Origin of the sequence: Caballeronia sp. LZ008 (assembly GCF_031451435.1) — a bacterium.
GTDB lineage: Bacteria > Pseudomonadota > Gammaproteobacteria > Burkholderiales > Burkholderiaceae > Caballeronia > Caballeronia zhejiangensis.
In genome coordinates, this window is sequence record NZ_JARUXK010000001.1 from 2,117,165 (window position 1) to 2,132,106 (window position 14,942).

The window sequence follows — 14,942 nt, forward strand, 5'->3', positions numbered from 1 at the left end:
TCTTGAACGACTCTGCTCTTGAGTCGTGCGCTGTACTTGCTCATGAAAAAACACCCCAAATCGTTGAACGGGTGTCCAACTTTTGGGGTGCAGTTCATTCATCGGCGGGGATTTTTTTCGACTGTTCAGCCGGATCACGCCGTCTTGTACTGATTGCGCGCCTCGGGCGAGCGATACAGCACGAGCGTCGCGATCAGGCCGCACACCGCGGCAAGTCCCATCCACAGTCCGGGCGCGGCCTTGTTGCCGGTCGCGTGGATCAGATACGTCGAGATCGCGGGCGTGAAACCGCCGATGGTCGTCGCGAGGCTATAGGCCATCGAGAAGCCGGTCGTGCGTACATCGACGGGCATTACTTCGGTCAGCGCCACCACCATCGCGCCGTTGTAGCTGCCGTACAGGAACGAGAGCCACAATTCGCACATCAGCAGACGCACGAACGACGGCTCCGCGACGAGCCATTGCACGACCGGATACGACGTCAGAATGGTGAGAATCGTAAAGACGAGCAGCACCGGGCGGCGGCCGACGCGATCCGAGACCGCGCCCATCAGCGGCAGCCAGACGAGATTCGAGATGCCGACGCATACGGTCACGACGAGCGCATCGATCGCGGAGAGCTTCAGCACTTCCTTGCCGAAGGTCGGCGTGTACGCGGTGATCATGTAGAACGACACCGTCGTCATGATGACCATGCCCATGCCGGCCAGCACGATGCCCCAGTTCTGCCCGATCGAGCGCGCGATCTCGCCCATGCTCGGACGATGCTTCCGCGCGAGGAACTCGTCTGTTTCACGCAGCGAGCGCCGCACGATGAAGAGAAACGGCACGATCAGGCAGCCGATCAAAAACGGCACGCGCCAGCCCCACGCGGTCATCTGCTCGGGCGGAAGGAGCCGGTTCATGACGACGCCGATCAGGGCGGCGAACACGACGGCGACCTGCTGGCTGCCCGACTGCCACGAACAATAGAAGCCCTTGTTGCCCCTGGTCGCGATCTCGGACAGATACACGGAGACGCCGCCCAGCTCCACGCCGGCCGAGAATCCTTGCAGCAGCCGCCCGCCTAGTACGATGACCGGCGCGAGCGCACCGATGGTCGCGTAGCCCGGCACGAGCGCGACGCACGCGGTCCCGGCGGCCATCAGCCCGAGCGTGAGGATCAGGCCCTTGCGCCGGCCGTGATGATCGATATAGGCGCCGAGCACGATGGCGCCGACCGGCCGCATCAGAAAGCCCGCGCCGAAGACGGACAGCGCGAGCATCAGCGAGGCGAATTCGTTGCCGCTCGGAAAATAGGTTTTGGCGATCGCCGAGGCGTAATAGCCGTAGACCATGAAGTCATACATTTCAAGGAAGTTTCCGCTGACGACGCGAAACACCGTCTTGAACTTCGACTCGTTGGCGGGTGCTACGTGGGCTGTGGACATGAATTTCTCGAAAGAGCTGTGGGCGCACTTCAGTTTTTGGTTTCGGCGTGGCCGCAAGACCGTAGACGGTCGCCGTGCTCGGCCGGCCGCGACGACGGGACGACTTGTGCCATCTTTTGTAAGCGCAACGTCGACAATCTTAACGCCGCGCCGCTCGCGACTGTACACAACTTCGTGCAATATCGCCGAAATAAAGCTTAAAATACGATTACGTATGCCTAACTTTTAACTGACAGCACCTCAAAAGATGAACGCGAATATCAGGCTACGCACGGCGACCGCCGAAGACACCGCCCTCATCGCCTCGATGCACGCGTCGAGTTGGGCGTCGGCGTATCGGGGCATCCTGCCGGACGAGTATCTCGATCGCGATCTGAGCGCGGAGCGCGCCGAACACTGGATCGCGCGCATGAAGGATGTCGCGGCCGGCGCGGCGACCGTGTTCATCGCGGAGCACGAGGGCGAGCCGGTCGGCTTCATCTGTCTCGTCGAGCCGGATGCGGCGGGCAGCGTGCTCGTCGACAATCTGCACGCGCTGCCGGGACATCGCGGCCTCGGCACCGGCACCGCGATGCTCGAGGAAGCGGCGCGTTGGGCACGCGCACGCGGGGCGCGGGAACTGTATCTTTCCGTGCTCGAACAGAACGCCGCGGCGATCGGCTTTTACGAATCGCGCGGCTGGCAACTCGCGGCGCGCGAAGCGGATCACATGGCGGGCGTCGCGCTTTTCTCTCTTCGATACGTGTATCCGCTCGACTGAGCACACGAGGATCGGCTCGGTCAATAAGCATTCCTGTCAAAAATCGACAATAGGAATCTTCTGGTCGTCGGGGACGTGACCGTTTCGTATGATCGCGGGTCGAAATTTCGGCGATTCTCGCGTCGAACCCGCGGTGCTGTCTCCATACACCACGATGGTCCGGGTGAGTTGTCGCGTTGCCCACGCCCGGGCGCATGCATGTGGAATCTTCATGTCCGAACCCTTGATCGTAGTGGAAGGCAATCTGCGTCTGCCGGCGCTGCGCGTGCTGAAGGATCCGTCCTTGAAATTCGGTTGCGAGTGGACGCCCGCGTGCGCGCGACCTGTCCAGTCGGCATCTGAAGTCGCGCTGTTCGCCGCGCGCTTCGCCACGGCTTATGTGCCGGCGCTGAGCCTGTCCGACACCAGTTCGCCCTATCGCGCCACGAGTCTGTGGGGCGTGTTCGGCAAAGAGGACATTCCCCGCGCGATGCTGCGCCTCATGCAAGGCTCGAATGCCCCGAGCAACGCCAGCGACTCGCGCACCGATCCCATCCAACTGGCGGTCAACGCTCCGAAGACCGCGCGGACCTATCGCCTGAGCGCGCCGGTCGCGACTGCGATCGCGGCGGCTTGCGGCGTGTTCATCGTATGGCTCGTGCTCGGATATCCGTCGGACTCGAAGCGCGACGCCGCACCGGCTGCGCAGAGCGAGACGCGCACGCAGCAAGCCGAGCCCGCATCGGCTCCGGCGCCGGTCGCGGCGACCGCCGTATCGACGGCCGATCAACCCGCGACGGACGCGCAGCCTTCGGTCGCGGAGCCTCCCGCCTCGCTCCCGGCCGCAACCGCCAATGACTCCGTCGCGCCAGGAATCGTGACTGCTGACAATCCGAAGTCACCTGCGGCATCGACGGCAGGACCGGAAAAGAACGGCGGTCGTGTGCGAGCCGTACTGACGCCGCGAGGGAAGCCGGCCTTTTACCGCATCCCTGCGTCGGACGCGCGCGTCGTGAAGCAGGAATCGGCGCGACCGGCGCGGGCGACGCGGGTCGAAAAAATCGCGAGCCGGTCCGCCAAGCACGGACCCGCGCGGCGCACGCGCTCGACGCCGGCCGCAACAATCGCGAGCCAGTCGAAGGCGTCGGAATCGACGAATCCGGCCACGCTCTACGCGATGCTTCAGCACTCACCGACACTCGACAGCAACGCGGCCTCGTCCGGTCGCGCATCCGCGAACAGCGCGCGCTGAAGCGCGCAATACGCATCAGAACGATCAACCATTCCCGGCCACGACGCCAACATGAAGCAACTACGTCATCATCTCCGTTACGCGACGCTCGCCCTCGCCTTGTCGCTGTGTGGTTTCCTTGCGCCTTTCGGCAGCACGTTCGCGGCGCCCGCAACGGCGGCGAAATCCGCCGCAAGCGAGCCCGCGCAACCCGCGCCCGTAGACCTCTCCGACTTGACCGCCAACTCGAACGCGCCGCGCGTCGAGGGGAACATCGCCGAGTTGCAGAGTCTCGTGCAGGCGGGAAGCCTCACCGAGTTGCGCGCCACGCGCAACGGCAGTTACGGGGCGCGGCTCTACTTCCTCGCGCAGGAAATGCTGTATTACGTCGCGCTGTCGCAGGAAGCGCGCTTGTGGCGCGTCGTGAAGACACAGGACGCGGCCCGCGCGGAAACGATCTACGCGCAGTTCTCACGCAAGAGCTTCGAGCTTGCCGATGGCGAAATCCGCCGCGCGCAATTGCAGGCGCAGAAAGCGCTGCTCGATCGCGTGATCGCGAAATCGGCGGATCGCGCCAACCGTCTCACCGCCGATCTCGAACTCGCGCAGCAGCAGGATTCGCAGGTGTCGCAACGTCAGCAGCAATTGCAGGCCGAATCGGCCGTGCTGCAGACGGACAAGCTCGAAGCCGAACGCAAGCTGCGCACGCTGCAGTTGCAGGTCGAGCAGCTTCAAAAGCAGACGGAAGCCGGACTCGCGCCGGTGAGCGCGTCGCCGTCGCGTTGATCTGCGCGATACGCATCTGAAAACGAAGAAGGCCCGCTCGATCCGAGCGGGCCTTCCTGCTTGGCGACGTCGAAAACGCGTCTCGCGTCAGAAGCGTGTTTCGCGCGCGACGCGCAGAAACGTATCGAGCAGCGGCGTGCAATCGAGCAGTTCCGCGCCGCCCGCGCGATGAAACTCCGGATGCCACTGCACGCCGACGACAAACGGCGCCTTCCGGTAGCGCACCGCCTCGATGATCCCATCGGAGGCCGACACCGCCTCGATGTTCAGATCGCGCCCGATCGTCTTCACCGCCTGATGGTGGATCGAGTTGACGATCGCCTCGCGCTGGTTGGGGAACATGTTGACGAGCGTGGAGCCTTCGGGGAAGCGGATCGAATGCCTATGCTGGTCGTACTGCTCGTTGACGTGGATGCCGGCCGTGGGCACATCGGTGGCGATGTCGCCGTAAAGCGTGCCGCCGAACGCCACGTTGATGAGCTGACAGCCGCGGCACACGCCGAGCACCGGCTTGCCCGACTCGACGAACTCATGCAGCAACTCCAGTTCGTACATATCGCGCACGCGGTCGCCCGGCCATTCGGGACGCGTCGTCGCTTCTTCGTACGACTGCGGCGAGACGTCCGCGCCGCCTTGCAGCAGCAGGCCGTCGAGATGCTTCGCGTAGTCGCGCAGACGGATATTGCTCGTGTGCAGCATGCCCTGATTGCCGACCGTCGGAATCATGAACACGAGCACGTCGCGCGACATCACCCAATGCGCGATGGATTCCTCGAGATATTGCAGCGTCTTGCCGCGCAAGCCTTTCGCGCCCGGCTCCGGATGAAAGATCCGCGCCGACACGCCGATGCGCAACGTGCGCTGAGTCATGCGCTGTCCCGCGCGATCGAAAATCTGCCGCGCGCGCGCCGCGATCACGCGGCCAAAGACGGACCACGCCGAATCGGATTGCTTGAGATACGCGGGTTGAGGCTGCGCGGACGTCTGCTCGGTGGCGGGCAGCGGCGGCGGATTGAGCTTGCCGAAGTCCGGCGCCTCGGTGAATTCGGGCGGCAGAACGGTGGCGCGGCCAGTCGGGGAATCGGATGACGCGGATTGCGCGTTCGCGGTGCTGGCGGCTTCCGCATCGGTCGCGGCCTCGAAGTTTTCGGCGAGGCTCGCACGCGGTTTCGCCGATGCGCGCTGCTTCTCGCGCACCGCGGCTTCCTGCGCGGCGGTCGCGCTAGCCGCCGATGCGCGCGCCTCGCGAGCGTCCTGCAGCGCGTCGTCGCGGCGGGCTTGCGCCGTGTCGGCCGGCTCGACGTTCGACGCGCTCGAAGGCGCATCCGTCGATGCCCGTTCGGTCGCGCTCGCCTGCGGACCGGGCGCCGAGGCCGCGGCGGCGGCTTCGGGCGAGGCCGTCGGGTTCGCGCTGCGCGGGGCCGCTTGTGAATCGGCGCCGCTGCGGCGGGCGTCGGTGCTGCTTGCGTCGTTGGACGTTTTGTTATCGCTCATTCCTGATTCAGGCGCTCGAACGCCATAAGGAGAGTGGACAAACCCCGATTATCCGCCTGAGACCTGCACGGGGCAAACCAGCACACATTTGGTCACATTGGCTCACATTATCGCGGGAACCCGGTGCGGGCCGCTGTCGGGGCTATCCCGTGACGAAAACCCTCAATGGTCGCGCGGCTCCTCGAAGGTCTCGCGCAAGGCGATCTGCATCGTCGCGTGGATTTTCACGCACCAGCGCCACAACACCGTCAGCAACAGCGCGACGCACACGAGCACGCCGACCATCAACCCGAACGGCGGCAGGATCCCGCCCGACAGTGCCGCGACGAGCAGGAAGACGCCGAACATCGCGACGATCGGAATGAGCCCGGAAATCGCCGAACGGATCGCGCTCGTGAAGCGCCCCGCTTTCGCGGGCTGCACGCTCACTTCGGCGAGCAGCAGCGCGAGCGATTCGAGCTTGCGATACACCGCGACGAGAAACGGCAGCGCGATCACCAACGCGGCGCCCCACAGCACGACGCGCTGCGCGTTATCGGTGTCGAGCCAGCGCGCGAGATAGCCCGACGCGAACGGCGCCGCATACGACGCGCCGAGAAAAATCGCCGCGACGAGCGCCAGATTCACCGCGATCTGCATGACGATGCGCCGCGTCATCGAGAAAAGCGTCGGGCCGCCGGACGCGGGCGTCAGGCTCGCGAGCCACTGCGAATACAGGCCGAAGGTATGCGCGAGCGGCGCGGGCATCGCGCGGGAAAGGCGCATCGTGAGCGGATCGGCGGCGCGGATCAGATACGGCGTGAAGAGCGTCGTGAGCGCGGACACGGCCACCGCGATCGGATAGAGAAAGCTGCTCGTGACCTTCAGCGACAGGCCGAGCGACGCGATGATGAACGAGAACTCGCCGATCTGCGAGACGCTCATGCCGACGCGCATCGACGTGCGGCCGTCCTTGCCGGCGAGAAACGCGCCGAGCCCGCACGACACGATCTTGCCGAGCACGACGGCAATCGTGATGACGGCGATCGGCCACGCGTAGTCGACGAGCACCGTCGGGTTCAGCAGCAAACCGATGGTGACGAAGAAGATCGCCGAGAACATGTCGCGCACCGGCGCGATCAGATGCTCGATGCGCGCGAGATGCCGCGACTCCGCCATGATCGCGCCGATGAGAAACGCGCCGAGCGCGATCGAATAATCGAGCTTCACGACGAGCAGGCAGAAGCCGAAGCAGAAGCCGAGCACGGTGACGAGCAGCATCTCGTCGCTCTTCGCCTTCGCGACGTAGTTGAGCGCGCGCGGCACCGTGAGAATGCCGACGACCAGCGACACCGTCATGAAAAGCAGCAGCTTGCCGAGCGTGACGACCGCGACGCCAGCGCTTACGGACCCCGTCTGCGCGATGCCGGAGAGCAGCACGAGCATCGCGATCGCGAGTATGTCTTCGACGATCAGAATGCCGAACACGATCTGCGCGAAGTGCTCGCCCTTCATGCCGAGTTCGGAAAGCGCCTTCACGATGATGGTTGTCGACGAGATCGCGAGCATCGCGCCGAGAAAGAGCGAGTCCATCGAGCTCCAGCCGAACCATCGCCCGATCTCGTAGCCGACCCAGATCATCAGCACGATTTCCGAAAGCGCGGCGACGAAGGCGGTCGCGCCGACCTTGAAGAGCTTGCGCAAGCTGAATTCGAGCCCGAGCGAAAACATCAGGAAGACGACGCCGAGTTCGCCGAGCGTCTGGATGGTCGCTTCGTCGTGGATCAGATTGAACGGCGGCGTGTACGGCCCGATGATCACGCCCGCCGCGATATAACCCAGCACGACCGGCTGCCGCAGACGGTGAAAGAGCACCGTCACCACGCCCGCGATGGCCATGATCACTGCGAGATCCTGAATGAAGCCGATCGCGTGATGCATCAACTATTTCCTTACAAAATGATAATGGGATAGCCGATGTTACCGCACGGACGCGGATTCCTGCCCTCCGGCAAGCGATCTTTTGGACGCGCATCGCGCTGGTGCAAGCGCAAAGAAAAGGCCCGCGCAAATGGCGGGCCTCGATGAAAACGAAAGAACAACGGCGCTCAGACTGCCGCTTCGTTTTCCTCGCCGGTGCGAATGCGGATCACGCGCTCGACATCGGCGACGAAGATCTTGCCGTCGCCGATCTTGCCCGTGCGCGCGGCGCCGATGATCGCGTCGATGACCTGATCGGTTTGATCGTTCGCGACGACGACTTCGATCTTCACCTTCGGCAGGAAGTCGACGACATACTCTGCACCACGATAAAGCTCGGTATGCCCCTTCTGACGGCCGAAGCCCTTCACTTCCGTGACCGTGAGACCGGTCAGGCCCACTTCGGCCAGCGCTTCGCGAACTTCGTCGAGCTTGAACGGTTTGATGATGGCGGTGATGCGTTTCATGGCGTGCCTCGCGTAAAGATCGATTCAAGGGGTTCGAAAAAAGGTCGTGTCCCGCGCGGGACAGATGTTTTCGATTCTAGCCGCGTTTCATCGAGCAGGCGGTCCGTATATTCGCGAGGACGTCGGATATCACTCCTTCGTCGGCACGCGTTCGAGGTCCGCGAGCCACACCGTCGCCTGGCCGTCGCTCGGCGCGCGCCAGTCGCCGCGCGGCGAAAGCGAGCCGCCCGAGCCGACCTTCGGCGCGTTCGGCACGCATGAGCGCTTGAACTGGCTCGTGCGGAAGAACCGATCCAGGAAGATGCGCAGATTTTTGCGGATCTCGCCGATGTCGTATTGATTCCGCGTAACGGTCGGGCCTTCCGGCCACGCGCCCGCATCGCGATCGCGCCATGCATGCAACGCGAGAAACGCGACCTTCGTTGGTGCAAAGCCGAAGCGCAACGTGTAGTACAGGTTGAAGTCCTGCAATTCGTACGGGCCGATCACGCTCTCCGTCTTCTGCTCCACCACGCCGCTCGTCTTGCCGGGGATGAGTTCCGGGCTGATATCGGTGGAGAGGATGTTTTCGAGCACATCGGTTCCGCTTCCGCCGATCTGTCCCGACTCGGCAACCCAGCGCACCAGATGCGTGATCAGCGTCTTCGGCACGCTCGCGTTCACGTTGTAGTGGGACATGTGATCGCCCACTCCGTAGGTGCACCAACCAAGTGCGAGCTCGCTCAGATCGCCCGTGCCGATGACGATCGCATGGTTGAAGTTCGCAAGCCGGAACAGATGGCTCGTGCGTTCGCCCGCCTGCACGTTCTCGTACGTGATGTCGTATTGTTCGGCGCCCGTGCTGTGCGGATGGCCGATGTCGGCGAGCATCTGCACGCAGCTCGGACGAATGTCGATCTCGCTCGCCGTGCAGCCGACGACTTCCATCAGCTCGCGCGCCTGCTTGAGCGTGCGGTCGCTGGTGGCGAAGCCGGGCATCGTATAGGCGAGGATGTTCGAGCGCGGCAGACCGAGGCGGTCCATCGCTTTCGCGCACACGAGCAGTGCATGCGTCGAGTCCAGCCCGCCCGATATGCCGATGACCACCTTCGACATCCCCGACGATTGCAGCCGTTGCAGCAACGCCTGCACCTGAATGTTGTAGACCTCGTTGCATCGTTCGTCGCGGCGCGCGGCATCGGCGGGCACGTACGGAAAGCGCGCGACCCGGCGTTCGAGCGGCAGCTTTTCATCGTCGGGAATCGATAGCGGAAATTCGATCACGTCGAATTGCGCGACTTCGCCGGCGTGGCGATGCGTCGAGCGGCCGAACGTGGTTTGCCGCATGCGTTCGCGCGAGAGGCGTTCGAGATCGATATCGGCGTAAATGAGGTGCGACTGGTCCGAGAAGCGCTCGGACTCCGCCAGCAGCTCGCCGTTTTCGTAGATGAGGCCTTGCCCGTCCCAGGCGAGATCGGTGGACGATTCGCCATTGCCCGCCGATGTGTACAGATACGCCGCGACGCAACGCGCAGACTGCTGCCCGACGAGCTGATGCCGATAAGCCGACTTGCCCACGACGATATTCGACGCCGACAGATTCACGAGCACGGTCGCGCCCGCAAGCGCCGCGAACGACGACGGCGGAATCGGCACCCAAACGTCCTCGCAAATCTCGACGTGAAACCGGAAGAGCGGAAGATCCTCGATCTGAAACAGCAGCGACGCGCCGAACGGCACGTCCTGACCGCATAGCGTGACCGTGTTTTCGGCGGCGGCATCGGCGGGACTGAACTGGCGCGCCTCGTAGAACTCGCCGTAGTTCGGCAGATAGCTCTTCGGCACGACGCCGCGAATGAAGCCGCCGGCGATGACGATCGCGCAGTTGAACAGCTTGTGCTCGGCGCGCACCGGCGCGCCGACGATCATCGCGATATCGAGTTGCTTCGATGCGTCGAGAATGCTTTGCAGCGCGTCCTCGCACGCGTCGAGCAAGGCGCGCTGATGGAAGAGATCGTCGCAGGTATACGCGGACACCCCGAGCTCGGGAAACGCGACGAGCACCGCGCCGTGCGCGGCGGCTTCTTTCGCGAGTTCGATCGTCTGCGCCGCGTTGAACGCGGGATCGGCGACCTTGCAGGACGGAACGCCGACCGCGACGCGCGCGAAATCGTGGCTGTACAGGTTGAAGAAATTTCTGCTCATGGCTGACATGGATGTGCGCGAGTTGCAGCGAAGGGGTCGAATCGATTATCGCATCTCAGGTTTTCTTCCTGAACGGCGTGTGCGCTTCGAGTTCCTCGATGTGCTGATCCATCGCCTGCGTTTCGGCATCGAGAAATTCGGCGATCGCGTGCGCGAAACGCTGATCCGCGATCCAGTGCGCGGACCATGTCGGCGTCGGCAACAGTCCGCGCGACATCTTGTGCACACCCTGCGCGCCGCCCTCGAAACGCGCGAGCCTATGTTCGATGCAATACGCGATGCCCTGCATGTAGCACGTCTCGAAGTGCAGCCCGGAGACGAACTCCCGCGTGCCCCAATAGCGGCCGTACATCGTGTCGCCGCCGATCATGTTGAGCGCGCATGCGAGGCGCTCGCCGTCCGCTTCGGCGATGACGAGCAGCATGCTGTCGGGCGCATCGGCGTGAATGCGGCCGAAGAACTCGCGCGTCAGATACGGCGCGTTCCAGTGCTCGCGATACGTGTTGTCGTAACAGTCGTAGAAGAAGTCGAGCGCGGCATCGTCGATTTCGCCACCGCGCAGGCACTTGTACGTGACGCCCGCATCCGCCACGCGCCGGCGATCCTGCTTCACTTTCTTGCGCTTGTCGTGGCTCATCGTCGCGAGGAAGGCGTCGAAGCTCGCGTAGCCATCGCCGGGCAGATTCTCCCAGTGGAACTGCACGCCTTCGCGCAGCATGTAGCCCGCGTCGGTGAGCGCCTCGACATCCTGCGCGTGCGGAAACAGCACGTGCAGCGACGACAGTTCGAGTCGCCGCGTCAATTCGATCGCGCCGCGCGCGAGCAGCACGCGATCCTCGTGATGCGCGGCGATGAGGCGCGGGCCCGTGACCGGCGAAAACGGCACCGCCGACAGCGCCTTCGGGTAGTAGCGCAGACCGTGGCGCTCGAAGGCATCGGCCCAGGCGTGATCGAACACGTATTCGCCGCGCGAATGCGACTTGATGTAGAGCGGCATCGCGCCGGCAAATTCGCCGCCGCGCTTCAGTATCAGATGATGCGCGCGCCAGCCGGTGCGCTTGACGGCGCACTCCGTCTCCTGCAACGCCGAGAGAAACGCGTGACGCACGAACGGGTTGTCGCCGGCGAGCCGGTTCCAGTCGTCGGCGGCGATGTCGGCGAGCGCATCGACCACATGAATTTCGACCTCGCGATTCAACAGGCTACCTCGCTGTGATTGACCGACGAGCGCGCTCGAACCATCGCAGAGCGCGCCCGAAAGCGGCTATTCTCGCGCAAGTCGCAGCGGCGCGCCGATGCGGACAAAACGCCCCGGCGCGGTGCTTTCGGCGATAATGCGCGGCAAATCTTTCATCGTTCTCCCATGCCCTGGTTTCTGTACCTGATCGAATGCGCCGACGGCAGCCTCTACACGGGCATCGCGACGGACGTCGAGGCGCGCTTCACCGCGCACGCGAGCGGCAAGGGCGCGCGCTACACGCGGGCGCGAAAGCCGGTGCGCGTGCTGGCGTCGTTCGAACTGGCGGGGAAATCGGAGGCGCTGCGCGCGGAATATCGCGTCAAGCAACTGACCGCGCAGCAGAAGCGCGCGTTGATTGCGGGGGAAAGGACGCTGGAGTCGTTGTTGCCTCAGACCGAAGCAAGCGAAGAAGAATAAAAAACGCCGCCGCGTGGGTGACACGCGGCGGCGTTTTGTCGGAGAACGCGTTTACTTCTTGTAGTTCGCGACGCCTTCCGAGATTTCCTTGTGCGCGGCGTCGATGCCGGCCCAGCCTTCGACCTTCACCCACTTGCCCTTTTCGAGCGCCTTGTAGTTCTCGAAGAAGTGCTTGATCTGGTCTTTCAGATACTCGGGCACGTCGTCGATCGACTTGATGTTCGCCGTCATCGGGCAGACCTTGTCGTGCGCCACCGCGACGAGCTTCGCGTCCACGCCCGATTCATCGGTCATCTGCAGCATGCCGACCGCGCGCGCGCGCACGACCGAGCCCGCCAGCAGCGGATACGGCGTGATGACGAGCACGTCGACCGGGTCGCCGTCGCCGGAGAGCGTCTGCGGAATGAAGCCGTAGTTCGCCGGATAGCGCATGCCGGTGCCGACGAAACGGTCGACGACGAGCAGGCCCATGTCCTTGTCCGCTTCGTATTTGACCGGATCGCTCTGCGCGGGAATTTCGATGATGACGTTGAAATCGTGCGGGAGATCTTTGCCGGGAGGTACGTTGTTGAAGCTCATGAGCGCTCTCTGGAGAAGTTGAGATCGGAGATGGAATCGCACGGGCGGACGGTGTCTTGCGGCCCGTCGCGCTTGTCTGCGCGTGATTTCGCCATTATAGCCAATCGACCCCGCACGCCCGACGCACGTTCCCGGTTGGCGCGATAATCGGTTTCCGGCTCCAGAACATCCGATTTCAGGAGACATGCATGGAAGACGCGAAGCATTTCATCGATAACCGCTGGATCGCGGCATCGGGCAACGAGACGATTCCGGTCGTCGATCCGTCCGATGGCCAGATCTTCGCGCAGATCGCGCGGGGCACCGCGGCGGACATCGACCGCGCGGTCGCCGCCGCCCGCGCGGCCTTCGACGGCGGCTGGGGCGCGACGAGCGCGGCGGAACGCGGGCGCATCCTCGCGCGCCTGTCGATGCTGATCGGCGCGTGCCACGAGGAGATCGCGCAGGTCGAGGCGCGCGACACCGGCAAGCCACTGAAGCAGGCACGCGCCGACGCCACCGGCATCGCGCGCTATTTCGAGTTTTACGCGGGCGCCGCCGACAAGCTCCACGGCGAAACCCTGCCCTATCAGCACGGCTACACCGTGCTCACGATCCGCGAGCCGCACGGCGTGACCGGGCATATCGTGCCGTGGAACTATCCGCTGCAGATTTTCGGGCGCAGCGTCGGCGCGGCGCTCGCCACGGGCAACGCGTGCGTCGTGAAGCCGGCGGAGGACGCGTGCCTGTCGCTGTTGCGCATCGCGGAACTGGCGGCGGAAGCCGGCCTGCCGGATGGCGCGCTCAATATCGTCACCGGATACGGTCACGAAGCGGGCGCGGCGCTCGCGCGGCATCCGGGCATCGATCACATCTCGTTCACCGGCTCGCCCGCGACGGGCGCGGCCGTCACCAAGATGGCCGCCGACAATCACGTCCCCGTCACGCTGGAACTCGGCGGCAAGTCGCCGCAAATCGTATTCGCCGATGCCGATTTCGACGCCGCTCTCCCCGTGCTCGTCGCCGCGATCGTGCAGAACGCCGGACAGACGTGCTCGGCGGGCAGCCGCGTGCTGATCGAGCGCGCGGCGTACGAACCCTTGCTGGATCGTCTCTCGGAGGCGTTCGCGGCGCTGAAGGTCGGTCCGAGCAAGCTCGATCTCGACTGCGGCCCGCTCATCAGCGCGAAGCAGCAGCAGCGCGTGTGGGATTTTCTGTCCGATGCGCAGCACGACGGCATTCCGATGGCCGCGCACGGCGAAGTCGTCGGCGATGCGCCCGAAGCGGGCTTCTATCAGGCGCCGACGCTGTTGCGCGACGTCCCGCCGACGCATCGTCTCGCGCGCGAGGAAGTGTTCGGCCCGGTGCTCGCCGCGATGCCCTTCGACGACGAAGCCGACGCGCTCCGACTCGCCAACGGCACCGACTACGGGCTCGTCGCCGGCATCTGGACCCGCGACGGCGCGCGTCAGATGCGGCTCGCGCGCCGCGTGCGTTCCGGACAGGTGTTCATCAACAACTACGGCGCGGGCGGCGGCATCGAATTGCCGTTCGGCGGCGTCAAGCATTCGGGACACGGACGCGAGAAAGGCTTCGAGGCGCTGTACGGCTTCACGACGCTCAAGACCATCGCCATCAAACACGGATAAGGAGACACGCATGCGACTGCAAGGCAAAACCGTCATCGTGACGGGCGGCGGCTCGGGATTCGGCGAAGGCATCGCGAAGACGTTCGCGCGTGAGGGCGCGAACGTCGTCGTCAACGATCTGAACGGGCCGGCCGCCGAGCGCGTCGCGAGCGAGATCGCGCTCGCATCGTCGCCGGAGGTGAAGCACGGCCGCGCGATCGCCGTTCAAGGCGATGTGACGCAGCGCGCCGACTGGCAAACGCTCTTCGATGCCGCGATCGGGGACTTCGGCAGCGTGCAGATCGTCGTCAACAACGCGGGCACGACGCACCGTAACAAGCCCGTTCTCGACGTCACCGAGGCCGAATTCGACCGCGTCTACGCGGTGAACGTGAAGAGCATCTATTGGAGCGTCGAGCAGTTCGTGCCGTACTTTCGCGAACGGGGCGGCGGCGCGTTCATCAATATCGCGTCGACGGCGGGCGTGCGGCCGCGTCCGGGACTCGTCTGGTACAACGGCAGCAAGGCGGCGGTCATCATCGCGAGCAAGGCGCTCGCGGTCGAACTGGGCGCGGACCGCATCCGCGTGAACTGCATCAATCCGGTGATGGGCGAGACCGCCCTGCTCTCCGAGTTCATGGGCATGGAGGACACGCCCGAGAACCGCCGCAAGTTTCTCGCGACGATACCGCTCGGCCGGCTTTCGACGCCTCAGGACATCGCCAACGCGGCGCTTTATCTCGCATCCGACGATGCCGAGTTCATCACCGGCGTCGCGCTCGAAGTGGACGGCGGACGCTGCGTCTGAC

The 14,942-nt window shown here is 64.5% G+C and carries 13 protein-coding genes; 6 read left to right on the forward strand and 7 right to left on the reverse strand.

What is annotated here, in order from left to right; translation table 11 throughout:
• Nucleotides 1-134: 134 nt before the first annotated feature.
• Nucleotides 135-1,430, reverse strand: a complete 1,296-nt coding sequence (locus QCE49_RS09845) for an MFS transporter (RefSeq protein ID WP_250457500.1) — start codon at nt 1,428-1,430, stop codon at nt 135-137.
• Between the two features lie 247 nt (nt 1,431-1,677).
• On the opposite strand from QCE49_RS09845, the gene QCE49_RS09850 reads away from it, so the two are divergent.
• From QCE49_RS09850 to QCE49_RS09860, 3 genes are all read left to right on the forward strand, one after another.
• The gene (locus tag QCE49_RS09850) at nt 1,678-2,190 is read left to right on the forward strand and encodes a GNAT family N-acetyltransferase (RefSeq protein ID WP_250435007.1); all 513 of its coding nucleotides are present in this window, start codon (nt 1,678-1,680) and stop codon (nt 2,188-2,190) included.
• A gap of 211 nt (nt 2,191-2,401) precedes the next feature.
• Nucleotides 2,402-3,421 (forward strand): hypothetical protein, encoded by a 1,020-nt coding sequence (locus QCE49_RS09855; RefSeq protein WP_250457498.1) that lies wholly within the window; start codon nt 2,402-2,404, stop codon nt 3,419-3,421.
• Nucleotides 3,422-3,472: 51 nt separating this feature from the next.
• Entirely contained in the window at nt 3,473-4,186 is a 714-nt protein-coding gene (locus tag QCE49_RS09860) for a DUF2968 domain-containing protein (protein ID WP_250457497.1), read from the forward strand.
• An 87-nt stretch (nt 4,187-4,273) separates the two neighbouring features.
• Here the strand turns inward: QCE49_RS09860 and QCE49_RS09865 are convergent, their stop codons facing one another.
• The 5 genes from QCE49_RS09865 to QCE49_RS09885 all read right to left on the reverse strand — a co-directional run bounded on the left by QCE49_RS09865 (nt 4,274) and on the right by QCE49_RS09885 (nt 11,488).
• Complete coding sequence (locus QCE49_RS09865; RefSeq protein WP_008342450.1) at nt 4,274-5,680, reverse strand: gamma-glutamyl-gamma-aminobutyrate hydrolase family protein; 1,407 nt, start codon at nt 5,678-5,680, stop codon at nt 4,274-4,276.
• A gap of 162 nt (nt 5,681-5,842) precedes the next feature.
• On the reverse strand, nt 5,843-7,600 hold the full coding sequence (locus tag QCE49_RS09870; RefSeq protein WP_034472734.1) for a cation:proton antiporter: 1,758 nt from the start codon (nt 7,598-7,600) through the stop codon (nt 5,843-5,845).
• Nucleotides 7,601-7,767: 167 nt separating this feature from the next.
• Entirely contained in the window at nt 7,768-8,106 is a 339-nt protein-coding gene (gene glnK, locus QCE49_RS09875; RefSeq protein WP_008342452.1) for a P-II family nitrogen regulator, read from the reverse strand.
• A 129-nt stretch (nt 8,107-8,235) separates the two neighbouring features.
• A complete protein-coding gene (locus QCE49_RS09880; RefSeq protein WP_250435009.1) occupies nt 8,236-10,290 on the reverse strand; it encodes an NAD(+) synthase in 2,055 nt (684 codons plus the stop codon).
• 55 nt (nt 10,291-10,345) lie between these two features.
• Nucleotides 10,346-11,488 (reverse strand): GNAT family N-acetyltransferase, encoded by a 1,143-nt coding sequence (locus QCE49_RS09885; RefSeq protein ID WP_250457496.1) that lies wholly within the window; start codon nt 11,486-11,488, stop codon nt 10,346-10,348.
• A 165-nt stretch (nt 11,489-11,653) separates the two neighbouring features.
• Between QCE49_RS09885 and QCE49_RS09890 the strand changes: the two genes are divergently transcribed.
• Entirely contained in the window at nt 11,654-11,947 is a 294-nt protein-coding gene (locus QCE49_RS09890; RefSeq protein WP_008342455.1) for a GIY-YIG nuclease family protein, read from the forward strand.
• A 51-nt stretch (nt 11,948-11,998) separates the two neighbouring features.
• Here QCE49_RS09890 and ppa read toward each other — a convergent pair whose 3' ends face one another.
• Entirely contained in the window at nt 11,999-12,526 is a 528-nt protein-coding gene (gene ppa, locus QCE49_RS09895; RefSeq protein ID WP_008342456.1) for an inorganic diphosphatase, read from the reverse strand.
• A gap of 188 nt (nt 12,527-12,714) precedes the next feature.
• Here ppa and QCE49_RS09900 point away from each other — a divergent pair, with 188 nt between their 5' ends.
• Nucleotides 12,715-14,154 (forward strand): aldehyde dehydrogenase family protein, encoded by a 1,440-nt coding sequence (locus tag QCE49_RS09900; RefSeq protein ID WP_250435011.1) that lies wholly within the window; start codon nt 12,715-12,717, stop codon nt 14,152-14,154.
• A 10-nt stretch (nt 14,155-14,164) separates the two neighbouring features.
• Complete coding sequence (locus QCE49_RS09905) at nt 14,165-14,941, forward strand: SDR family oxidoreductase (protein WP_175980390.1); 777 nt, start codon at nt 14,165-14,167, stop codon at nt 14,939-14,941.
• Nucleotide 14,942: the final 1 nt, after the last annotated feature.